General features: G+C 65.2%; 21 protein-coding genes. 17 read left to right on the top strand and 4 right to left on the bottom strand.

Annotated elements, in window-relative coordinates:
• The first annotated feature begins 38 nt into the window (after positions 1–38).
• The 10 genes from can to bioB all read left to right on the top strand — a co-directional run bounded on the left by can (position 39) and on the right by bioB (position 11,746).
• Positions 39–815, top strand: a complete 777-nt coding sequence (can, locus tag ACZ9H4_RS34350) for a carbonate dehydratase (RefSeq protein ID WP_408157409.1) — start codon at positions 39–41, stop codon at positions 813–815.
• The gene (locus ACZ9H4_RS34355) at positions 808–2,028 is read left to right on the top strand and encodes an acetyl-CoA C-acetyltransferase (protein WP_408157407.1); all 1,221 of its coding nucleotides are present in this window, start codon (positions 808–810) and stop codon (positions 2,026–2,028) included. The genes can and ACZ9H4_RS34355 overlap by 8 nt, the downstream gene beginning before the upstream one ends.
• 58 nt (positions 2,029–2,086) lie before the next feature.
• Positions 2,087–2,764, top strand: a complete 678-nt coding sequence (locus tag ACZ9H4_RS34360) for an SDR family oxidoreductase (RefSeq protein WP_408149267.1) — start codon at positions 2,087–2,089, stop codon at positions 2,762–2,764.
• A gap of 12 nt (positions 2,765–2,776) precedes the next feature.
• Positions 2,777–3,907: an acyl-CoA dehydrogenase family protein gene (locus ACZ9H4_RS34365; protein WP_476122593.1), complete on the top strand. Its 1,131-nt coding sequence runs from the start codon at positions 2,777–2,779 to the stop codon at positions 3,905–3,907.
• 7 nt (positions 3,908–3,914) lie between these two features.
• Complete coding sequence (locus ACZ9H4_RS34370) at positions 3,915–4,364, top strand: YchJ family protein (RefSeq protein WP_476122594.1); 450 nt, start codon at positions 3,915–3,917, stop codon at positions 4,362–4,364.
• Positions 4,365–4,983: 619 nt separating this feature from the next.
• A complete protein-coding gene (locus tag ACZ9H4_RS34375) occupies positions 4,984–6,291 on the top strand; it encodes a dienelactone hydrolase family protein (protein ID WP_476122596.1) in 1,308 nt (435 codons plus the stop codon).
• 1,052 nt (positions 6,292–7,343) lie between these two features.
• Positions 7,344–8,705 (top strand): adenosylmethionine--8-amino-7-oxononanoate transaminase, encoded by a 1,362-nt coding sequence (gene bioA / locus ACZ9H4_RS34380; RefSeq protein ID WP_476122598.1) that lies wholly within the window; start codon positions 7,344–7,346, stop codon positions 8,703–8,705.
• Entirely contained in the window at positions 8,705–9,889 is a 1,185-nt protein-coding gene (gene bioF, locus ACZ9H4_RS34385) for an 8-amino-7-oxononanoate synthase (RefSeq protein WP_408149257.1), read from the top strand. Before bioA ends, bioF begins: the two co-directional genes overlap by 1 nt.
• Positions 9,886–10,626 carry a dethiobiotin synthase gene (gene bioD, locus ACZ9H4_RS34390; RefSeq protein WP_476122600.1) on the top strand — a complete coding sequence of 247 codons (741 nt, stop codon included), beginning with the start codon at positions 9,886–9,888 and terminating at the stop codon, positions 10,624–10,626. The genes bioF and bioD overlap by 4 nt, the downstream gene beginning before the upstream one ends.
• Positions 10,627–10,663: 37 nt before the next feature.
• Complete coding sequence (gene bioB / locus ACZ9H4_RS34395; RefSeq protein WP_408323090.1) at positions 10,664–11,746, top strand: biotin synthase BioB; 1,083 nt, start codon at positions 10,664–10,666, stop codon at positions 11,744–11,746.
• A gap of 93 nt (positions 11,747–11,839) precedes the next feature.
• Here the strand turns inward: bioB and ACZ9H4_RS34400 are convergent, their stop codons facing one another.
• Complete coding sequence (locus ACZ9H4_RS34400) at positions 11,840–12,865, bottom strand: sulfate ABC transporter substrate-binding protein (protein WP_476122602.1); 1,026 nt, start codon at positions 12,863–12,865, stop codon at positions 11,840–11,842.
• Between the two features lie 141 nt (positions 12,866–13,006).
• Positions 13,007–13,609 (bottom strand): RBBP9/YdeN family alpha/beta hydrolase, encoded by a 603-nt coding sequence (locus ACZ9H4_RS34405; protein ID WP_476122604.1) that lies wholly within the window; start codon positions 13,607–13,609, stop codon positions 13,007–13,009.
• Between the two features lie 305 nt (positions 13,610–13,914).
• On the opposite strand from ACZ9H4_RS34405, the gene ACZ9H4_RS34410 reads away from it, so the two are divergent.
• Genes ACZ9H4_RS34410 through ACZ9H4_RS34435 form a run of 6 tightly spaced genes read left to right on the top strand, consistent with a single transcriptional unit; the run spans position 13,915 to position 18,051 of the window.
• Positions 13,915–14,856 (top strand): 2-hydroxyacid dehydrogenase, encoded by a 942-nt coding sequence (locus ACZ9H4_RS34410; protein WP_408156622.1) that lies wholly within the window; start codon positions 13,915–13,917, stop codon positions 14,854–14,856.
• A gap of 52 nt (positions 14,857–14,908) precedes the next feature.
• Positions 14,909–15,841 carry a hydroxymethylglutaryl-CoA lyase gene (locus tag ACZ9H4_RS34415; protein ID WP_408323093.1) on the top strand — a complete coding sequence of 311 codons (933 nt, stop codon included), beginning with the start codon at positions 14,909–14,911 and terminating at the stop codon, positions 15,839–15,841.
• A gap of 51 nt (positions 15,842–15,892) precedes the next feature.
• Positions 15,893–16,414 (top strand): YbaK/EbsC family protein, encoded by a 522-nt coding sequence (locus ACZ9H4_RS34420; protein WP_408149243.1) that lies wholly within the window; start codon positions 15,893–15,895, stop codon positions 16,412–16,414.
• 4 nt (positions 16,415–16,418) lie between these two features.
• The gene (locus ACZ9H4_RS34425) at positions 16,419–16,670 is read left to right on the top strand and encodes a DUF1289 domain-containing protein (protein WP_476122607.1); all 252 of its coding nucleotides are present in this window, start codon (positions 16,419–16,421) and stop codon (positions 16,668–16,670) included.
• Complete coding sequence (locus tag ACZ9H4_RS34430; protein ID WP_408323095.1) at positions 16,667–17,134, top strand: MaoC family dehydratase; 468 nt, start codon at positions 16,667–16,669, stop codon at positions 17,132–17,134. Before ACZ9H4_RS34425 ends, ACZ9H4_RS34430 begins: the two co-directional genes overlap by 4 nt.
• The gene (locus ACZ9H4_RS34435) at positions 17,131–18,051 is read left to right on the top strand and encodes an MBL fold metallo-hydrolase (RefSeq protein ID WP_476122609.1); all 921 of its coding nucleotides are present in this window, start codon (positions 17,131–17,133) and stop codon (positions 18,049–18,051) included. The genes ACZ9H4_RS34430 and ACZ9H4_RS34435 overlap by 4 nt, the downstream gene beginning before the upstream one ends.
• A 330-nt stretch (positions 18,052–18,381) precedes the next feature.
• Here the strand turns inward: ACZ9H4_RS34435 and ACZ9H4_RS34440 are convergent, their stop codons facing one another.
• Positions 18,382–19,281: a DMT family transporter gene (locus ACZ9H4_RS34440; RefSeq protein WP_476122611.1), complete on the bottom strand. Its 900-nt coding sequence runs from the start codon at positions 19,279–19,281 to the stop codon at positions 18,382–18,384.
• A gap of 114 nt (positions 19,282–19,395) precedes the next feature.
• Between ACZ9H4_RS34440 and ACZ9H4_RS34445 the strand changes: the two genes are divergently transcribed.
• Positions 19,396–19,866, top strand: a complete 471-nt coding sequence (locus tag ACZ9H4_RS34445) for an Lrp/AsnC family transcriptional regulator (protein WP_408149233.1) — start codon at positions 19,396–19,398, stop codon at positions 19,864–19,866.
• A gap of 52 nt (positions 19,867–19,918) precedes the next feature.
• Here the strand turns inward: ACZ9H4_RS34445 and ACZ9H4_RS34450 are convergent, their stop codons facing one another.
• Positions 19,919–20,809 (bottom strand): alpha/beta fold hydrolase, encoded by an 891-nt coding sequence (locus ACZ9H4_RS34450; protein WP_408156605.1) that lies wholly within the window; start codon positions 20,807–20,809, stop codon positions 19,919–19,921.
• Between the last annotated feature and the right edge of the window lie 66 nt (positions 20,810–20,875).

A 20,875-nucleotide genomic window follows, 5' to 3' on the forward strand; every position in this document is an offset into this window, starting at 1 on the left:
CGACCGGTCAAGCGGTCGAAAAACCACCAAGACGCACCATGAACACAAACGCTTCAAGCTCCTCCCATCCGCTCTCGCATCTGTTCGACAACAACGACGCGTGGGTGGCCCGCAAGCTGTCCGAAGACCCCGAATTCTTCTCCCGCCTCGCGCATCAGCAGGCGCCGGAGTATTTGTGGATCGGCTGCTCGGACTCGCGCGTGCCGGCGAATCAGATCATCGGCTTGCCGCCGGGCGAAGTGTTCGTGCACAGAAATATCGCCAACGTGGTCGTGCATACCGATCTGAACTGTCTGTCCGTGATCCAGTTCGCCGTCGATCTGCTGAAGGTCAAGCACATCATGGTGGTCGGCCACTACGGCTGCTCCGGGGTCGGCGCGGCGCTGCACGGCCGCCGCGTGGGTCTCGCCGATAACTGGCTCGCGCACGTGCAGGACGTGCGCGCGAAGCACGCCGCGCTGATCGAAGAATGGCCGCTCGGCGAAGCGCGGCATCGGCGGCTCGTGGAACTGAATACGATCGAACAGGTGGTGAACGTGTGCCGCACCACCATCGTCAACGACGCGTGGGCGCGCGGCCAGGAACTGACCGTGCACGGCTGGGCGTACGGCGTGCATGACGGCAAGATCCGCAACCTCGGCATGACGATCAGCGACGCGGCCACGCTCGAAGCAACCTACAAGGAGTGCGTGGCCGCCGTGTCGGCGAGCGGCCCGCGCAACGCGGACAACGACGTGGTCGCCGCGGACGCGGCGCAGCTCGGCGACGTGCCGGCCATCGTCGAAGGTGTGATCAAGGAGCTAAAACATGAGTGAGACAGACATGACTGAAAAGCGAACCGAAGCGAGTGCCGATCCGGTTGTCATCGTGAGCGCCGCGCGCACGCCGATGGCGGCATTTCAGGGCGACTTCGCATCGCTCACCGCGCCGCAACTCGGCTCGGCGGCGATCGAAGCCGCCGTGCGGCGCGCGGGCCTCAAGCCCGACCAGATCGACGAAGTGGTGATGGGCTGCGTGCTGCCCGCCGGCCTCGGCCAGGCGCCCGCGCGGCAAGCCGCGCTCGGCGCGGGCCTGCCTTTGAGCACCGGCAGCACCACGGTCAACAAAATGTGCGGCTCCGGCATGCGCGCGGCGATGTTCGCGCACGATATGCTGGCCGCCGGTTCGGTCGACGTGATCGTGGCGGGCGGCATGGAGAGCATGACGAATGCGCCATATCTGCTGCCGAAGGCGCGCGGCGGCATGCGCATGGGTCACGGCCAGGTGATCGATCACATGTTCTACGACGGTCTCGAAGACGCGTACGAGAAAGGCCGTCTGATGGGCACCTTCGCCGAGGAATGCGCGGCGTCGTTCGACTTCACGCGCGAGGCGCAGGACGCGTTCGCGGTCGAGTCGCTCAACCGTGCGAAGCGCGCGAACGAAGACGGCTCTTTCGCGTGGGAAATCGCACCGGTGAAAGTGGCGAGCCGCAAGGGCGAAGTCACGATCGATCACGATGAGCAGCCGTTCAAGGCCAACCTCGACAAGATTCCGACGCTCAAGCCCGCGTTCAGCAAAACCGGCACAGTGACGGCGGCGAATTCGTCGTCGATTTCCGATGGCGCCGCCGCGCTCGTGATGATGCGCGAATCGACGGCGAAACGTCTCGGCGTCGAACCGATCGCGCGCGTGGTCGGCCACTCGACGTTCGCACAGGAACCGGCGAAGTTCACCACCGCGCCGGTCGGTGCGATTCGCAAGCTGTTCGAGAAGAACGGCTGGCGCGCTGACGAAGTCGATCTCTATGAGGTGAACGAAGCGTTCGCCGTCGTGACCATGGCCGCGATGAAGGAACACCGCTTACCGCACGAGAAGGTCAACGTGAACGGCGGCGCTTGCGCGCTCGGCCATCCGATCGGCGCATCGGGCGCGCGCATTCTCGTCACGCTGATCGGCGCGCTGAAGCGGCGCGGCCTGAAGCGCGGCGTCGCGACACTGTGCATCGGCGGCGGCGAAGCGACGGCGATGGGCGTCGAACTGGTTTGACGCGCGGATCGTGGCAATCGCCGCATCTGAAGCGGCGTCCTGAAAACTGGGGTATTCGATGAAGACAGTATTGATCGTCGGTGCGTCGCGTGGCATCGGCCAGGAATTCGTCCGGCAGTACCGGCATAGCGGCTGGCGCGTGCTCGCCACCGCGCGCGACGGCGCCGCGCTCGATGCGCTGAACGAACTCGGCGCGCAGACTTTCGCGGTGGACGTGACCGCGCCCGAGGACATCGCCGCGCTCGGCTGGAAGCTCGACGGCGAACGGCTCGATGCGGCAATTCTGGTGTCGGGTGTGTACGGCCCGCGCACCGAAGGCGTCGAGGCGATCACCGCCGAAGACTTCGATCACGTGATGCACACCAACGTGCGCGGTCCAATGCAATTGATGCCGATCCTGCTTCCCCTCGTCGAAGAAGCGGGCGGTGTGTTTGCGGTCATCTCGAGCAAGATGGGCAGCATCGCCGAGCCGAGCGGCACGAGCGGCTGGTTGTATCGCACGAGCAAGGCGGCGCTGAACGACGCGCTGAAGCTCGCGTCGCTGGAGGCAAGGCGCGCGACCTGCGTGTCGCTGCATCCCGGCTGGGTGCGCACCGACATGGGCGGTGCGCAAGCCGCCATCGACCCGGCGCGCAGCGTCGCCGGCATGCGTGACGTGCTCGCGCAGGCTGCGGGCGCACGCGATGCGTTCAACGGCCGCTTCTATCAATACGACGGCACGCAACTCGACTGGTGAGGAGACCGCGCCATGGTGCTTGATCAGGATCACCTGATGGTCCGCGACGCGCTGCGCACCTTCGTGCGCGACGCGATCACGCCGCATGCGGCCACGTGGGACCGCGAGCGCACCTTTCCGCGCGAGGTGCACCGCCAACTCGCCGAACTCGGCGCCTATGGCGTGCTGGTGCCCGAAGCGTACGGCGGCGCCGGCATGGATGCGCTGGCGCTCGCGCTGATCCTCGAAGAGATCGCGGCAGGCGACGGCGGCACGTCGACGGCAATCTCCGTGAACAACTGCCCGGTGTGCAGCATCCTGCTGAGCTACGGCAACGACGCGCAGAAACGCGACTGGCTCACGCCGCTCGCGCGCGGCGAGATGCTCGGCGCGTTTTGCCTGACCGAGCCGCAAGCCGGTTCCGACGCGTCCGCGCTGCGCACCACCGCCACCCGCGACGGCGACGCGTACGTGCTGAACGGCGTCAAGCAGTTCATCACGAGCGGCAAGAACGGCGACGTCGCGATCGTCATGGCGGTGACCGACAAGGCGGCAGGCAAGCGCGGCATCAGCGCGTTCATCGTGCCGACCAGCACGAAGGGCTATATCGTCGTGCGCGTCGAGGAGAAGCTCGGCCAGCATTCGTCGGATACCGCGCAGATCGTGTTCGAAGACTGCCGCGTGCCCGCCGCGAATCTGATCGGTGCAGAGGGCGAAGGCTACCGGATCGCGCTGTCGGGGCTCGAAGGCGGGCGCATCGGTATCGCGGCGCAAAGTGTCGGCATGGCGCGCGCCGCGTTCGAGGCAGCGTTGAGCTATGCGAAGGAACGCGAGAGCTTCGGCGCACCGCTCTTTTCGCACCAGGCCGTGCAGTTCCGTCTCGCCGACATGGCGACGCAACTCGAAGCCGCGCGCCAATTGATCTGGCACGCGGCGTCGTTGAAAGACGCCGGTCAGCCGTGCCTCACCGAAGCCGCGATGGCCAAGCTGTTCGCCTCCGAAGCCGCCGAGCGGATCTGTTCAGCAGCCCTGCAGATTCATGGCGGCTACGGGTATCTGAGCGACTTCCCGGTCGAGCGGATTTATCGCGACGTGCGCGTGTGCCAGATTTACGAAGGCACCAGCGACATCCAGAAAATATTGATCGCACGCGGTCTTGATTGAACGCTTAATGAATAAACCAATTTTGTCGATGCAAAGACCTTCCGACTGCCCCTGCGGCGGCACCGCGCCAGGGCAGCCCAGCGGCGTCACAGCGCCCCGCTTCGCGCAATGCTGTGGCCGCTATATCGACGGTGGCGAAGCGGCGCCGCGCGCGCTCGAACTGATGCGCTCGCGTTATAGCGCGTATGTTGTCGGCGCGACGGACTATCTGCGCGCCACCTGGGCGCCGCACACCTGCCCCGCCGATCTCGATGCGGATCCTACAGCGCCCGACGCGCCGCGTTGGCTCGGACTGCAGATCAAGGCCTTCGCCGAAACCGACGCGGATCACGCAACCGTTGAATTCGTCGCGCGGTACAAGGTGGGCGGCCGCGCGCACCGGCTGCACGAATTGAGCCGCTTCGTGCGCGGCGAGGATGGACGTTGGCGCTATGTCGACGGCGACGTCAGCGAGTAGTGCGCGGCACGCGAACCTTTCGCGATCTTTCACGATGCAGCGGCACGCATTGCGCCGCGATCGAATAAGGCCCTCATTGCAGGGCTTTTTTTTCGTGTTGGCCCGGCACCACAGCCCGCGTGCCGAGCCGCCTGTCGCTTGATCCGGCAATCATCCCGCCCTCGTCCAGCCGCTACGCAGTTACGCGGCGAGCGCGGCCTTTCAGCCGCGCTGAAATTAGCCCAAAACACGAGCGGCAATTTTTTCGGCGCGGGTTCTCCTTGATTGCACAAAACAAAATTGTCGTGCCAGGATGAGGCCGTAGCTTCATGACGTCACGTTGCGAGAGTCGGTCGAACCAGCTCCGCAAAATGCGCACGAAGCCCTGCCGCTCGCCAGACAGTGTGGGTGCGGCGGCGGCTCCGGGCAGCAGGTGTGGCGCTCATCATCGGCGCGTGGGGTCGCGTCGGCCGTTTGGGTTCATCCCGTGCGATCTCGATTGGCATGCGTGTGCTTGGCGCACTGCATACGCGAGTGTGTTTTTGTTTGTCGAAAACGCGGACGAAAGGAAAACGTCAGCAACTAAATCGGCGAGCGGACATCACGGTGTTCAGGGCAGGTCTTCGAGGCAGGTGCGTCAATGGTGTTCAGCAAGGTTCTGACGAAGTGTGCGGTGATCTGTGCAGCGGCCACGTGCGCTGTCGCAGTCGCGCACGCCGATCCGCTCGGTGAGGCGTACGCAGCCCCGCACGCCGACTCGCAGGCGGGACCGCTGGCACGTGCACACGTGCCGCGCATCGCGCTCGACGACGACGTCTACCTGCCCACCGCGCGTCTGAACGAACAGATCATCCGCGTGCCGGTGGACGCCGCCGGCACGATCACGCTCGAAACGACGATCTACAAACCGGACGGCGCTGGCCCGTTCCCGATGATCGTGTTCAACCACGGCAAGATTCCCGGCGATCCGCATACGCAGGAGCGCAGCAACCCGCTGCCGCTCGCACGCGAGTTCGTGCGTCGCGGCTACGTGGTGGTCGCGCCGAACCGCCAGGGCTTCGGTCATTCGGACGGCGTGTACGAGCAGGACGGTTGCGACGTCGAACGCAATGGCATTGGCCAGGCCGGCGACGTCGCGGCAACGATCAGCTACATGTCGAAGCAGCCGTATGTGGACGCGGCGCATATCGTCGTGGCTGGCACCTCGCACGGCGGTCTCGCAACGATGGCCTACGGCACCGAGGCGGCGCCGGGCGTGCGGGCGCTGATCAATTTCTCTGGCGGCTTGCGGCAGGATGCCTGTACCGACTGGCAGAGCAACCTGACGCACGCATTCGGCGCGTATGGCGAGAAGACCACGGTGCCGTCGCTGTGGATGTACGGCGATAACGATTCAGTCTGGAACGCGCCGCTGGTGGCCGGCATGTATGCCGCGTACAGCGCGCATGGCGCGAGCGCGAAGATGGTGGACTTCGGCAACTACAAGAACGACGCGCATCGGCTAGTTGGTGACCGCGATGGCGTGCATGTGTGGTGGCCGGCTGTCGAGGCGTTCCTTGCCCGCGTGGGGATGCCCACGGGCGTGCAGTATCGGGTGGCCGATCCGTCGGCGCCGAAGCCGAGCGGCTTCGCTGCCGTCGACGCGGTGGACGCCGTGCCCTTCGTCGATGAAGGCGGGCGCAATGGTTATCGGAATTTCCTGCATCAGTATCCTAGCCGCGCGTTTGCCGTATCGGATTCGGGCGCGTGGTCGTGGGCTGAAGGCGGGGATGATCCGATGTCGGTGGCAGTTGCCAACTGCCAGAAGCAGAGTTCGGATCCTTGCCGGTTGTATGCGGTGGACAACTCTGTGGTTTGGGGGCAGCAGTCTTCGCAGACGGCTGATGGGGGGCATGGTTCTGGCGATCGCGATGCCGATGGGCGGCGGGCTATTGCTAGTCGGAATTGAGGTTTTGGCATGCTCGGCGCTTTGGGTGTGCTTTTTGGGCGTTGGCCTTTCCTTGAATTCACGGTGGTCTATTAGCGTTGCCCCTGTGCGGGGCGGCACCTACTTTCTTTGCATGCCGCAAAGAAAGTAGGCAAAGAAAGCGGCTTCACACCGCCAGCCCATAAGCGGGTCCCCTGGCTTGGACGGGGCAGCGGCGCATCTGGAATCCGTGCATTCGCACATTCAGCCTCAGTGACAACGCAGTCATTCTTCCGGCGACGCTTCGCGCGCCGACGCGCTCGTTCCTAAAACCGCGAGCTAATTTTCTCGGCATGTGCCCTTCCTGAAGCCTTGAAGGCGGGCCAGCAACTGGCTGCTGGGTGCCACTCGCTTTTCTCGTCCGGCCGCCCCCTTCCAACACACCTCATTTGCACTCCTCGCCGAGGCGAAGCCGATAGCCCCACCGCACACGACCAACGCCGCTGGTTTCCCACGCAGACCCATCCGCGACGCACGCAGTGCGCAGTGGGAGCGGATGACGGCTTTGTCACGGGCGCGGAGTGTGCGCGGGCACTGATTCCAGATGGTCCACTACCCCCTCCAAGCCAGGGGAGCCGCTTATGGGCTGGCGGTGTGAAGCCGCTTTCTTTGCCTACTTTCTTTGCGGCATGCAAAGAAAGTAGGTGCCGCCCCGCACAGGGGCAACACCAATAGACCACCGTGAACTCAAGGAAAGGCCAACACCCAAAAAGCACACCCAAAACGCCGAGCAGGCAAAAACCCCAAGATTCCCACCTATACCCCCCAACTACTTTGCCGTCGCCAACTCCGCCGAACGGCGACCTTCCGCAACGAACACAAACCACCTGCACCGAACAGCGCCAAACCCCAGCCCCGCAAGAAAAAACGCCCATTTTGCCGCTAGTGCACAGCACGAAATAAACCGCTAATCTCGACCCCGCACGCTCGCCAAGGCCGTGCGCAGCGCCAGAAAAATGGCGCACGGCACGCCTGAAATGGCCCTTGAAAGCCACCCCGCGCAGCGCGCAAGAAAAGCACCTCGGAGTACCGTTTTGGAAAAATCAGCCCCATCGCCCGTCGCCCCTGAAGACTGGGTCGCCCGCAGCCTGCGTGCCGTATGGCACCCCTGCACCCAGATGAAGCACCACGAACGCCTGCCGCTCGTGCCCGTCGCGCGCGGTCAAGGCGCGTGGCTCTACGATCGCGCCGGCCATCGCTATCTCGACGCGATCAGCTCCTGGTGGGTCAACCTGTTCGGCCACGCGAACCCGCGCATCAACGCCGCGCTCAAAGACCAGCTCGATACGCTCGAACACGCCATGCTCGCCGGCTGCACACACGAGCCGGCCATCGAACTCGCGGAGCGCCTCGGCGCACTCACCGGCAACACGCTCGGCCACGCGTTCTTCGCCTCGGACGGCGCATCGGCCGTCGAAATCGCGTTGAAGATGAGCTTTCACACGTGGCGCAATCGAGGCTTCGCCGACAAGCAGGAATTCGTCTGCGTTGCCAACAGCTATCACGGTGAAACCATCGGCGCGCTCGGCGTCACCGATGTCGCGCTGTTCAAGGACGCCTACGATCCGTTGATCCGGCACGCGCACGTCGTGGCCTCGCCCGATGCGCGCCTCGCGCAGCCCGGCGAAAGCGCCGCCGACGTCGCGCGCCGCGCGCTCGATCACGTCCGCTCGCTGTTCGAAGCGCGCTCCACCCGCATCGCCGCGCTGATCGTCGAGCCGCTCGTGCAATGCGCGGCCGGCATGGCGATGCATGACGCGTCGTATCTCGCCGGCCTGCGCGCGTTATGCGATCAGTACGACGTGCATCTGATCGCCGATGAAATTGCCGTCGGTTGCGGCCGCACCGGCACTTTCTTCGCGTGCGAGCAAGCCGGTATCTGGCCGGACTTTCTGTGTCTATCCAAAGGCATCAGCGGCGGTTACCTGCCGCTGTCGATCGTGCTGTCGCGCGATGAAATCTTCGCGGCCTTTTATCACGACGACACCGCGCGCGGCTTCCTGCACTCGCATTCGTACACCGGCAATCCGCTCGCGTGCCGCGCGGCGCTCGCCACGCTCGATCTGTTCGCGAGCGACGACGTGCTCGCCGCCAACGCTCTCAAGTCCGCGACGCTGAAAGCCGCGCTCGCACCGCTCGCCGCGCATGAGCAGGTCCGCAACCTGCGCCAGTGCGGCACGATCTTCGCGTTCGACGCGGTGATCGACGATGTTCTGCATGCCAAAACGTTTTCGCGCCGCTTCTTCGAAAACGCGTTGCAGCGCGAACTGCTGCTGCGCCCGATCGGGACCACCGTGTATCTGATGCCCCCTTACATCCTCGACGACGAAGAACTCGCGCTGCTTGCCTCGCGCACACGCGAAACCTTCGACGCCACGCTCGCGGAGGTCCGCTGATGCATTTGCTCGACACCCTCACCGAAGGGCTCAAGGAACTCGACGAACGCGGTCTGCGCCGCCGCCGCCGCACCGCCGACACGCCGTGCGCCGCGCACATGACGGTCGACGGCCGCGCGATGATCGGCTTCGCCAGCAACGACTATCTCGGCCTCGCCGCGCATCCGCAACTGATCGAGGCGATCGCCGAAGGCGCGCGTCTGTATGGTGCGGGCAGCGGCGGCTCGCATCTGCTCGGCGGCCACTCGCGCGCGCATGCGCAGCTCGAAGACGATCTCGCGGCATTCACCGGCGGCTTCGTCGATAACGCGCGCTCGCTCTACTTCAGCACAGGCTACATGGCGAATCTCGCGACGCTCACCGCGCTCGCGGGCCGCGGCACGACGCTGTTCTCCGACGCGCTGAACCACGCGTCGCTAATCGACGGCGCGCGCCTGTCACGCGCCGACGTGCAGATCTATCCACACTGCGACATGGACGCGCTGAGCGCGATGCTCGACGCGTCGGAGGCGGACGTGAAGGTGATCGTCTCCGATACCGTGTTCAGCATGGACGGCGATATCGCGCCCTTGCCGCGCCTGCTCGAACTCGCGGAGCGGCACGGCGCGTGGCTGATCGTCGACGACGCGCATGGCTTCGGCGTGCTCGGTCCGCAAGGCCGCGGCGCCATCGCGCAAGCCGCGCTGCGCTCGCCGAATCTGATTTCGATCGGCACGCTCGGCAAGGCCGCCGGCGTCTCGGGCGCGTTCGTCACGGCGCATGCGACCGTGATCGAATGGCTCGTGCAGCGTGCGCGTCCGTACATCTTCACGACGGCGTCGGTGCCGGCTGCCGCGCATGCGGTGTCGGCGAGCCTGCGCATCATCGGCGGCGATGAAGGCGATGCGCGCCGCGCGCATCTTCAGCAATTGATCGAACGCACGCGAGTGATGCTCAAAGCGACGCCGTGGCTGCCGGTCGATTCGCATACGGCCGTGCAGCCGCTCATCATCGGTGCGAACGACGCCACGCTCGACATCGCGGCCACGCTCGATCGCGCGGGCCTGTGGGTGCCGGCGATCCGTCCGCCGACCGTGCCCGCCGGCACGTCGCGGTTGCGCATTTCGCTGTCGGCCGCGCACTCGCACGCCGATCTCGACCGACTCGAAGCGGGCCTGCAACAACTCGGAGCGCAAGCGGCATGAGCGGCGACGTAAACACCATCAGGCCTGCACTGTCGTTCTTCGTCACCGGCACCGATACGGAAATCGGCAAGACCTTCGTTTCTTCGGCGCTGTTGCACGGCTTCGTTCGCGAAGGCCTGCAAGCCGCCGCGATGAAGCCGATCGCCGCGGGCGCATTCGAACTGCACGGCGTGCTGCATAACGAAGACGCGGATCAGCTCGACGCCGCGTCGAACGTGCTGCTGCCGCCCGAGCTGCGCACGCCGTATCTGCTGAAGGAACCGGCCGCGCCGCACATCGCGGCCGCGCTGGAAAACGTCACGCTCGATCTCGATCACATAGTCGCGTGCCATGCACAGGCCGCGCAGCGCGCGGAGATCGTCGTCGTGGAAGGTGTCGGCGGCTTTCGCGTGCCGTTGACCGCCGCCCAGGACACCGCCGATCTCGCCGTCGCGCTGAAGCTGCCGGTCGTGCTGGTGGTCGGCATGCGCCTCGGCTGCATCAGCCATGCACTGCTGAGCGCCGAAGCGATCGCCGCGCGCGGACTCACGCTCGCCGGCTGGGTCGCCAATCGCGTCGATCCCGACATGACGTTCCCCGACGAAAATATCGCGTCGATCCGCGAGCATCTCGCGCGCGCCTACGACGCGCCGCTGCTCGGCATCGTGCCGCATCTGAATCCGGCCGCGCCCGAACTCGCGGCGGATCAACTCGACATCGACCGGCTTTTGCAGACGCTGCGCCACGCGCAGCGCTGAACCACACCCCATCTATCCATCCATGAGGATCGACCCCATGACGCAACTGAACATCACTCCGACGCAAGCCGACGCGGCCGCCGCCAACGCCAACGCCGCCCCGACCGCCGGCAAGCAACTCGCGCGCTGGCGCGTCGCCGACATCGTCGCGCTGTACGAACTGCCGTTCAACGACCTGATGTTCCGCGCGCAACAAACGCATCGCGAGCATTTCGACGCGAACACCGTGCAACTGTCGACGCTGCTGTCGATCAAGACCGGCGGCTGCGAGGAAGATTGCGCGTACTGTCCGCAGTCGGTGCATCACGACACGGGCCTTGCAGCCGACAAGCTGATGCCGGTCGACGAAGTGCTCGCCGCCGCCAAGGTCGCGAAAGAGAACGGCGCGACGCGCTTCTGCATGGGCGCGGCGTGGCGCAATCCGAAGGACCGTCATCTCGAACCGATCAAGGACATGATTCGCGGCGTGAAGGCGATGGGCCTCGAAACCTGCGTGACGCTCGGCATGCTCGAAACGCATCAGGCGCGGGCGCTGCGCGAAGCGGGCCTCGACTACTACAACCACAATCTCGACACTTCGCCGGAGTTCTACGGCCAGATCATTTCGACGCGCACGTACCAGGATCGACTCGACACGCTCGAACGCGTGCGTGACGCGGGCATCAACGTGTGCTGCGGCGGCATCGTCGGGCTGGGCGAATCGCGCCGCGAACGCGCGGGGCTGATCGCGCAACTGGCGAACATGGAACCGTATCCGGAGTCGGTGCCCATCAATAACCTGGTTCAGGTGGAAGGCACGCCGCTGACCGGCACCGAAGCGATCGATCCGTTCGAATTCGTGCGCACGATCGCGATTGCGCGCATCACGATGCCGAAGGCGATGGTGCGTCTGTCGGCCGGGCGTGAGCAGATGGACGAAGCGTTGCAGGCGATGTGCTTCCTCGCCGGCGCGAATTCGATTTTCTACGGCGACCAGTTGCTCACCACGAGCAATCCGCAAGCGGAAGCGGACCGCAAGCTGCTGGCGCGCCTGGGCATTCGCGCCGAGGCCGCGCAGCAGATGCCGCTGGATCAGAGCGACTGCGAGCATGGCTGCGATAAGCACAGCGCGCCGAACTGAAAGTGTGAGATGCGGCGTGCGCAATGACGTGCACGCACATGAAAAAAGCCGCCTGTTGCACAACAGGCGGCTTTTCAACTTCGAGTCAGAGCATCACTTCCGGTCGACGATGATCTGATCGAACGTCCCGCCGTCGGAGAAATGGGTTTGCTGCGCTTTCTGCCAGCTACCGAACATCTCTTCCACCGTGAACGTCCTGATCGGCTTGAACTCGGCCGCATGCCTCGCCAGCACGTTCTTGTCGCGCGGACGCAGATGATGCTGCGCGATGATCTCCTGCGCGGCCGGCGACCACAGATAGTCGAGATATGCCTGCGCCTCCTTACGCGTGCCGCGCTTGTCGACCACCTTGTCGACGATCGACACCGGCGGCGCCGCCAGCAGACTCACCGACGGATACACCGCTTCGAACTTGCCGTCGCCCACCCCCGAGCTGATCAACGACACTTCGTTTTCGAACGTCACCAGCACGTCGCCGATGTCGCGCTGGGTGAACGTGGTCGTCGCACCGCGGCCGCCGGTGTCGAGCACCGGCACGTTCCTGAAGATCGCCTTCACGAAATCGAGCGCCTGCGCGTCGGTGCCGCCGTGCTGCTTGCGATACCCCCACGCGGCCAGATACGCATAGCGCCCGTTGCCCGACGTCTTCGGATTGGCGATCACCACCTGCACGCCGGGCTTCGCGAGATCGTCCCAGTCCTTGATGTGCTTCGGGTTGCCCTTGCGCACGAGGAACACCATCGTCGTGGTGTACGGCGCGCTGTCGTCCGGCAGGCGCGCGCGCCAGTTGGCCGGCACCAGCTGGCCCTTCTCCGCGAGCAGGTCGATGTCATTGGGCTGGTTCATCGTCACGACGTCGGCCTGCAAGCCTTGCAGCACCGACAGCGCCTGCGCGCTCGACGCGCCATGCGACTGGCGGATCGACACGGTCGTGCCGCTCTTCTGCTTGTACGCGGCGATGAAGCCCGCGTTGATGTCCTTGTACAACTCGCGCGTCACGTCGTACGACACGTTGAGCAGCGATGTATCCGCGTGCGCCGCCGGCACGGTGCCCAGCGCGAGCGTGATCGCCGTCGCGCCGGCTGCGAGCCAGCGCGATATCCCCGTCTTGCCTGCCATGCTTGTCCCCGCTTATCGATGATGAAATTCCGTGGCCACACGAGCGTGCGGCGTGAAGCGGGATTCTAACGGATCGCTTACCTGGCCGATGGCGCGCTGCTTTGGCGCGTCGCCGCGTGCCGTGGCTACTGGGCCACCGGTTCACACGAACGCATGCTGCGCCGCTTCGAACGCCTCTTCGCGAAAGCGCAGCGGTGCCGCGCAATGCACGAGCGTATCCACGAAATATTTGGCGCGCGGCCACGGGCCGAAACCGGCGGCGGTGTTGATATGCCCTGCGTCGCCGAGATTGACGAACGCGCTGCCGAAGCGCTGCGCGAGATCGCGCGCGCCGGCGAGCGGCATCCACGGATCGGTTTCGCTGCCGATCAGGATGGACGGCACACCGAGACGGCGCGCGTCGAACGCTCCCGCGAAGGCGAACTTCTGCGGACTCGCGGGCGCCACGAACAACACGCCGACGACGTCGTTCGCATACGACGCCTGCTGCAGCGCATGCGCGGTCGCGAGGCAGCCGAAGCTGTGCGCGGCCAGCACGAACGGGCCGCGTTCACGCGCGAGCAGATCGCGCAGCGACTTCGACCACTGCGCGATGTCCGGCGCATCCCAGTCGGCCTGCTCCACGCGCAACGAGCGCGCGAATTGCCGCTCCAGCCATGTTTGCCAATGCGCGCCCTCGCTGCCGTGCAGGCCGGGAACGGTGACGAGACGCGGCGGCCATGTCGATCTGATGCATGAAAGCATAGGTGTGCCTCGCTGCGGGAATCCGGGGAGTCATTCTCGCGCTGGGGGCCGGGCGGGCGAACCAAGTTTTTGTGCTTTGGTTATGGCGCAAATGCTCGGGTCCATGCGGGCCGCCCCGGCAAGCGCACGCAAACGAAGCGGCACGGCCGTGCGCAAACGCGCGCGATCCGCGTCGAAAAAGTAGAATGAGGTCTATCCATAAAGGGAGGAGGCCCCATGCAGCAAGCGTCGTCGGAAGCGCCGCAGCCGTCGCACCGTGGCATTGCCGTCACCGGACCCGACCACGCAGGCGCCTGGCGGACCATATGAAGATCCTCTTCTACATGCCGCATGCCGATGCCGCCGCGTGGTTGCACGACTTTGCCCACGCGCTGCCCGAGGCCGAGTTGCGCGAATGGCAGCCGGGCGACACCGCGCCGGCCGATTTCGCGGTCGTCTGGCGTCCGCCACGTGAGATGCTGGCTGGCCGCGACCACCTGCGCGCCATTTTCAATCTCGGCGCGGGTGTCGATGCCATCCTCGCGCTCGAACACGAGCATCCCGGCACGCTGCCGCGCAGCGCCCAGCTGATCCGCCTCGAAGACACCGGCATGGCGCCGCAAATGGCCGAGTACGTGACGCACGCGGTGCTGCGCTATCTGCGCCGCTTCGATGAATATCAAGCGCTGCAAAACGAACGCCGCTGGACCGTGCTCGATCCGCATCCGCGCGAGACCTTCACGGTCGGCGTGCTCGGACTCGGTGTGCTCGGCGCGCACGTGGCGCAAACGCTCGCCGCGTTCGGCATGCCGGTGCGCGGCTACAGCCGCAGCGCGCGGACGCTCGACGGCATCGCGACGTTCGCGGGCGAAGCACAGTTCGACGCGTTTCTCGACGGCGTCAAGGTGCTGGTGAATCTGCTGCCGCATACGCCGGAGACACGCGACGTGCTGAACGCGCGAACCTTCGCGAAGCTCGCGCGCGGCGCGTATCTGATCAACGTCGCGCGCGGCGGCCATCTGGTCGAAGCGGATCTGCTCGACGCGCTCGCAAGCGGCCAGCTCGCCGCCGCCACGCTCGACGTGTTCCGCGAAGAACCGTTGCCCGCCGGGCATCCGTTCTGGCAGGAACCGCGCATCACGATCACGCCGCACGTGTCCGCGCTGACATTGCGCGAGGAAAGCGTCGGGCAGGTCGCGCGGAAAATCGGCGCGCTCATGCGCGGCGACACCGTGAGCGGCGTAGTGAATCTCGAACGCGGATACTGACACCTTCGAATTGAATGGACGAAGCGCCGCCTCGCGCGGCTGGAGACAGATCATGGCCCTACCCCAGCAAGTGAAAATCGTCGAAGTCGGTCCGCGTGACGGGCTGCAGAACGAGAAAGACTTCGTGCCCACCGCGATCAAGGTCGAGTTGATCAATCGCCTGTCGGCGGCGGGTTTTCGCAATATCGAGGCGGCCTCGTTCGTGTCGCCGAAATGGGTGCCGCAAATGGCCGACGGCGCCGACGTGATGGCCGGCATCGAGCGCCGCGCGGGCACGATCTACTCGGTGCTCACGCCGAACCTGCGCGGCTTCGAAGGCGCACTTGCCGCGCGTGCCGACGAGATCGTGATCTTCGGCGCCGCGAGCGAGGCGTTCTCGCAAAAGAACATCAATTGCAGCATCGCGGAAAGCATCGACCGTTTCGCGCCGGTCGCCCAGGCCGCGAAGGAGCATGGCGTGCGGATTCGCGGCAGCGTGTCGTGCGCGCTTGGTTGTCCGTATCAGGGCGAGGTGCCGGTCGCGTCGGTGGTGGACGTGGTCGAACGCTTCGCGGCGCTCGGCTGCGACGAGATCGATATCGCCGATACGATCGGTGTCGGCACGCCCAAGCGCACCCGCGAAGTGTTCGAAACGGTGACGCGTGTGTTTCCGCGGGAGCGTCTGTCGGGGCACTTCCACGACACCTATGGCCAGGCGCTCGCGAATATTTACGCGGCGTTGCAGGAAGGCATCGAGATCTATCACGCGTCGGTGGCGGGGCTCGGCGGCTGCCCGTATGCGAAAGGCGCGACCGGCAACGTCGCGACCGAAGACGTGCTGTATCTGATGAACGGCCTCGGCATCGAGACCGGCATCGATCTCGCGCAAGTCGTGGCGATCGGCGATTTCATTTCGACGTCGATCGGCAAGCCCAACGTCTCGCGCGCCGGCAAGGCGCTGCTCGCGAAGGCGAAGGCGCGCAGCGAAGCGGCTAATTGCGTGTGAGGGCGTGTGGCTTCACTCGCAACATTCACCCATCCATCAGGACCTGAAACGATGACTGACCAAGTGTCCCTCGAATCCGACGATCTCACCGCGCTGCCCGATTCGGCGCGCCGCGTCGCGCTGTTGCTGCGCGAACGCGGTCACTCAGGGCGCGTCGTGATGCTGCCGGAAACCGGCAAGACCTCCGCCGAAGCCGCCGCCGGACTCGGCTGCTCGGTCGCGCAGATCGCCAAGTCGATCCTGTTTCGCCGGCGCGACGACGATGCGCCGGTGCTGGTGGTCGCGAGCGGCGCGAATCGCGTCGACGAAAAGAAAGTGGCCGCGCAGGTCGGCGAGATCGGCCGCGCGGACGCGAAGTTCGTCCGCGAGAAAACCGGCTATGCAATCGGCGGTGTCTGCCCGATCGGCCACGCCACCGAGCCGGTCACGCTGATCGACGCTGATTTGCTCACGCTCGACAGCCTGTGGGCCGCCGCGGGTCATCCGCATGCGGTGTTCAATCTGACGGCGCAGGAACTGATCGCGCTGACGGGCGCGCCGGTCGTGGACGTGGCGCTGCGCGAGACGGCCTGACGCAATGACGGCGAGCCTCGATCACGAAGACGAACACGGCGCCGTGCCGTCGCCCTGCATCAACGTGTGCAGGATGGATGCGTCGACCGGCTGGTGCGAAGGTTGCCTGCGCACCATCGACGAGATCGCCGGCTGGTCGCTATTCGACGACGACGCGAAGCGCGCGGTGTGGGACGCGATCGAGGGCCGTCACGCGCGGCTCATGGCGAGCCAGGCCAATGCACAGACCAACACGCGGATCAGGGCGAAACGATGACCACTGCGCCGCGCATCGTCACGATTGGCGAGACGTTCAGTTCGACGCTTGAGTTGTCGGCGGATTCGGTGAAGTCGTTCGCCACGCTCGTCAACGATTTCAACCCGCTGCATCACGACGATGCCTATGCCGCGCAAAGCCGCTTCGGCGGCCTGATCGCGTCGGGCACGCAGCCGACTGCGCATTTCATGGCGCTGCTGGCGACGCATTTTTCGACCTACGCGCAACCGCTCGGTCTCGAATTCGATATCAAGCTGAAGAAGGCCGTGCATGCGCACGACACGCTGACCATCCGGTGGCGCGTGCGCGACGCTTACTGGAAGCCGAGCCTGAACGGCGATCTGACGCATCTGGACGGCACGGTGGTGAATCAGCGCGGCGAGACGGTGCTGGTGGGCAATTCGACCATTCTCGTGATGCCGAAGCCCGAAGCGTCCGGGCAAGCGCTGAGCCCCGCATCATGATCACGCTGCCGGAATCGGTCCGCGTATTCGAACGCGGCTGGCTGTCATCGAACAACGTGCTGCTGCTCGACGAGACCTGTGCCGCGCTCGTCGATACCGGCTATGCGACGCATGCGCCGCAAACCGTCGCGCTGGTGCGGCAAGCGCTCGGCGCGCGGCCGCTCGATCTGATCGTCAACACGCATCTGCATTCGGATCACTGCGGCGGCAATGCGCTGTTGCAGGCGACGTGGCCGTGCCGCACCGTGATCCCTGCCTCCGAAGCCGATGCCGTGCGCGCCTGGGACGAAGCGCGTCTCACCTTTCGCGCAACGGGTCAGACCTGCGAGCGCTTTACCTTCACCGAGGCGATCGCGCCCGGTTCGCACCTGCGGCTCGGCGAGCTCGACTGGCAAGTGCTCGGCGCGCCCGGTCACGATCCGCATTCGCTGATGTTGTACTGCGCGCACGAGCGCATCCTGATCAGCGCGGACGCGTTGTGGGAAAACGGCTTTGGGGTGATCTTTCCGGAGCTCGAAGGCGAAAGCGGTTTTGCCGAGGAACAGGCCGTGCTCGACGCGATTGCGAGGCTCGACGTGCGCGTCGTCATCCCCGGCCACGGCGCGCCGTTCACGAATGTCGAACAGGCGCTTGAACGCGCTTTTTCGCGGGTCGCGTGGTTGCGTGCCGATCCCGCGCGCAACGCGAGGAACGCGTTGAAGGTGCTGATCGTATTCAAGCTGCTCGAAGTGCGCACGATGAGTGTCGACAAGCTGCTGCAGATGCTCGACGACGCGGCCGTGATGCGCGCCGCCGCGTCGATGCTCAAGCCGAGGAGCGAGTGGCCGGCGCTGGTGAAGGATATCGTCGGGGAATTGGCCGCGAAGAACGGCTCGCTGGAGACGGATGGCACGCGCATCATCGCGCGTCAGGGCTGATGCAAACGCTCGTGCAGAAAACCCCTGCAAGCGTAAGGCCGACAAAACCGTCACCACAAAAAGAAAGCCGCTCGACAGTCAAGGCGAGCGGCGGAAATTCTGTCGGACGTGATCAGCGTCGCTATGAATGATACGCGTCGCGGTTTTTTGACCGCATCGGTGATTTCCCTACAGAAGTTTGACACTGCCTCTAAACCGCCTACACGTCGGCCTCGAAGCCCATGTAGTCGCGGCTTACGCGCCATTGATCCGCTCATACGAACAATCACGCCTCTCGCTGTTATTCTGGAATCCATAGCATTGCGACTGCCGGCATCGGCATGAGGTCGATCAAGTCGACGAGAGCCGCTTTTGCGGCACGATACGCCAGCCAAGATTGACGCCTGCCGCCGCCAGCAGAATCAGCACCGCGCCGAGCACCTGGATCCATGCGAGCGTCTGCCCGAACGCGATCCGATCGACGATGATCGCCACCACCGGATAGATGAACGACAACGCACCGGTCATCGACATCGGCAGCTTCTGGATCGCGCCATACAGCAGCACGTACATGAGGCCGGTATTGACGACGCCGAGCACGGCCAGTTCGAACCATTGAGCGCCGCTCGTCGGCAGCGCATCGAAGCGCACGAACGGCGCGAGCATCACCACACCGAGCGACACCTGGATCAACGCGATCAGATGCGGCGGCGTGCCCTTGAGCCGCTTCGTGATGATTGACGACACCGCATACATCGCCGCCGCGCCCACCGCATACGCGACCCCGACGAGGTATTGGCCCGGCACCGCCAGCACCGCCGGCTCGACCTTCACGACGAACACGAGGCCGATGAACGCGACCGCCAGCCACGCGAGCGTCGACGCGCTGATACGCTCGCGAAACACCAGCGCGCCGAGCGCGACCAGCATGAAGGGCTGGGTGTTGTAGACGGCCGTCGCCATCGAAATCGACGCGCGTGAATACGCGGCGAACAGCAACACCCAGTTGACGACGATGGCCGCGCCGCCGAGCAGCGCGAGGCCGAACATTTTCCACGAGAACAGCTTGCGCCTGAAGAGGCCAAGTACCGCGCAGACGAGCGCCAGCGTCGCGCCGCCGAAAATACAGCGAAAGAACACCACATTGAACGGACTCTGCTGCGACGACACCACCAGCCAGCCGATGGTGCCGGACATCAGCATCGCCATGGTCATCTCCGCGGCCCCGCGGCGAATTTCGTTTGAAGCCATGATTCGATCCCCGGATTGATACTTTCATGAGGAGCAGTGTATTTAATCCGACAGCGCGAATACATGGCTAAACTTAAGACTTTCGGGGAGTTCACCTAATAATCGAAGGCCATCATGAGCAAACGCCTTGCCGTTGCCACACCCGCCGCGCTCGACGACACCGACCGGGCGCTCCTTGCCGCGCTCGCGCAGGACGCCCGCCAGCCGGTCAGCGAACTGGCGCGTGTCGTGGGACTGTCGGCGCCAAGTACGGCCGAACGCATTCGCCGGCTCGAAGCACAAGGCGTGATCGAGCGCTTCACGGTGCAGATCGATCCACGCGCGCTCGGCTTCACGCTGCAGGCAATCGTGCGCGTGAAGCCCTTACCCGGTCAGTTGCATCTGGTGGAGGAGGTGCTCCGGCGCATTCCGGAGTTCGTCGAATGCGACAAGGTGACGGGCGACGATTGCTTCATCTGCCGCCTGGTCCTGCATTCGATCGAGCAGCTCGATGAGATTCTGTCGAAAGTCACCGAGCGCGCGGAGACCAGCACCGCGATCGTCAAGTCGACGCCGATCGCGCGCCGCCTGCCGCCGCTCGGTTGAACGAGGCGTGCAGCCGGCCTTGCTACGTTGGGCGAGCCGGCCTACCTTGACGCTACCGCTCGACCGCTTCGAAGAAGGACAGCATTTCGGCGACCAGTTCGTCCGGCGCTTCCTCGGGTATGTAATGCCCGCAAGACAGCGCACGGCCACTCACGTCGCGCGCCACATGACGCCATTCGGCGAGCGCGTCGAAGCACTTCTCGATCACCCCCTTGTCGCCCCACAACACGCGCAGCGGACAGCCGATCTTGTTACCCCGCTCGATGTCCGCCCGATCGTGCTCGAGGTCGATGCTCGCCGACGCGCGGTAGTCCTCGCACATCGCGTGCACCGCGCCCGGTTGCGAGAGCGCCGCGCGATAAGCGTCGAGTGCAGCGGGCTCGAACGGTGCGAGACCCGCGTGACGGCTGCCCATCACCGCATCGACATAAGCGGCCGGGTTCGCGCCGATCAACGTTTCCGGCAACGGCTCCGGCTGGATCAGGAAGAACCAGTGGAAATAGAGCGTCGCGAACGTGCGGTCCGTGGCTTCGTACATCGCGAGCGTCGGCGCGATGTCGAGCAGCATCAGACGCTCGACCGCCTCGGCATGATCCAGCGCCATCCGGTGCGCGACGCGCGCGCCGCGATCGTGCGCGCAGACGAGGAATTTCTGGAACCCGAAGTGCCGCATCACGGCAACCTGATCGGCGGCCATCGCGCGTTTGGAATACGGCAGGTGTGCCGCGTCGCTCGGCGGTTTGCCCGACGCGCCATAGCCCCGCAGATCGGTCGCGATGACGGTGAAGTGCTCGGCGAGCTGCGCGGCGCAGCGCGCCCAGATCAGATGCGACTGCGGATGGCCGTGCAGCAACAGCAGAGGCGGCCCTGCTCCGCCCTTCACTCCGAAAATATCGACATCGCCCACGGCGACGCGAAAAGGCGTGAAATTCTCGAAGGCCATGGCGTCTCTCTTTTGTGATTTGTGAGTGACTGCATTGTAGAAGCCCAATGTGTCCGTGCGGGGTGG

The sequence above is a fragment of the Paraburkholderia sp. TE9906 genome (genome assembly GCF_056279605.1).

Bases quoted from the DNA above. Each gene is read 5' to 3' on its own strand.
- can (WP_408157409.1), top strand. From the start codon at position 39: ATGAACACAAACGCTTCAAGCTCCTCCCATCCGCTCTCGCATCTGTTC.
- ACZ9H4_RS34355 (WP_408157407.1), top strand. From the start codon at position 808: ATGAGTGAGACAGACATGACTGAAAAGCGAACCGAAGCGAGTGCCGAT.
- ACZ9H4_RS34360 (WP_408149267.1), top strand. From the start codon at position 2,087: ATGAAGACAGTATTGATCGTCGGTGCGTCGCGTGGCATCGGCCAGGAA.
- ACZ9H4_RS34365 (WP_476122593.1), top strand. From the start codon at position 2,777: ATGGTGCTTGATCAGGATCACCTGATGGTCCGCGACGCGCTGCGCACC.
- ACZ9H4_RS34370 (WP_476122594.1), top strand. From the start codon at position 3,915: ATGAATAAACCAATTTTGTCGATGCAAAGACCTTCCGACTGCCCCTGC.
- ACZ9H4_RS34375 (WP_476122596.1), top strand. From the start codon at position 4,984: ATGGTGTTCAGCAAGGTTCTGACGAAGTGTGCGGTGATCTGTGCAGCG.
- bioF (WP_408149257.1), top strand. From the start codon at position 8,705: ATGCATTTGCTCGACACCCTCACCGAAGGGCTCAAGGAACTCGACGAA.
- bioD (WP_476122600.1), top strand. From the start codon at position 9,886: ATGAGCGGCGACGTAAACACCATCAGGCCTGCACTGTCGTTCTTCGTC.
- bioB (WP_408323090.1), top strand. From the start codon at position 10,664: ATGACGCAACTGAACATCACTCCGACGCAAGCCGACGCGGCCGCCGCC.
- ACZ9H4_RS34400 (WP_476122602.1), bottom strand. From the start codon at position 12,865: ATGGCAGGCAAGACGGGGATATCGCGCTGGCTCGCAGCCGGCGCGACG.
- ACZ9H4_RS34405 (WP_476122604.1), bottom strand. From the start codon at position 13,609: ATGCTTTCATGCATCAGATCGACATGGCCGCCGCGTCTCGTCACCGTT.
- ACZ9H4_RS34410 (WP_408156622.1), top strand. From the start codon at position 13,915: ATGAAGATCCTCTTCTACATGCCGCATGCCGATGCCGCCGCGTGGTTG.
- ACZ9H4_RS34415 (WP_408323093.1), top strand. From the start codon at position 14,909: ATGGCCCTACCCCAGCAAGTGAAAATCGTCGAAGTCGGTCCGCGTGAC.
- ACZ9H4_RS34420 (WP_408149243.1), top strand. From the start codon at position 15,893: ATGACTGACCAAGTGTCCCTCGAATCCGACGATCTCACCGCGCTGCCC.
- ACZ9H4_RS34425 (WP_476122607.1), top strand. From the start codon at position 16,419: ATGACGGCGAGCCTCGATCACGAAGACGAACACGGCGCCGTGCCGTCG.
- ACZ9H4_RS34430 (WP_408323095.1), top strand. From the start codon at position 16,667: ATGACCACTGCGCCGCGCATCGTCACGATTGGCGAGACGTTCAGTTCG.
- ACZ9H4_RS34435 (WP_476122609.1), top strand. From the start codon at position 17,131: ATGATCACGCTGCCGGAATCGGTCCGCGTATTCGAACGCGGCTGGCTG.
- ACZ9H4_RS34440 (WP_476122611.1), bottom strand. From the start codon at position 19,281: ATGGCTTCAAACGAAATTCGCCGCGGGGCCGCGGAGATGACCATGGCG.
- ACZ9H4_RS34445 (WP_408149233.1), top strand. From the start codon at position 19,396: ATGAGCAAACGCCTTGCCGTTGCCACACCCGCCGCGCTCGACGACACC.
- ACZ9H4_RS34450 (WP_408156605.1), bottom strand. From the start codon at position 20,809: ATGGCCTTCGAGAATTTCACGCCTTTTCGCGTCGCCGTGGGCGATGTC.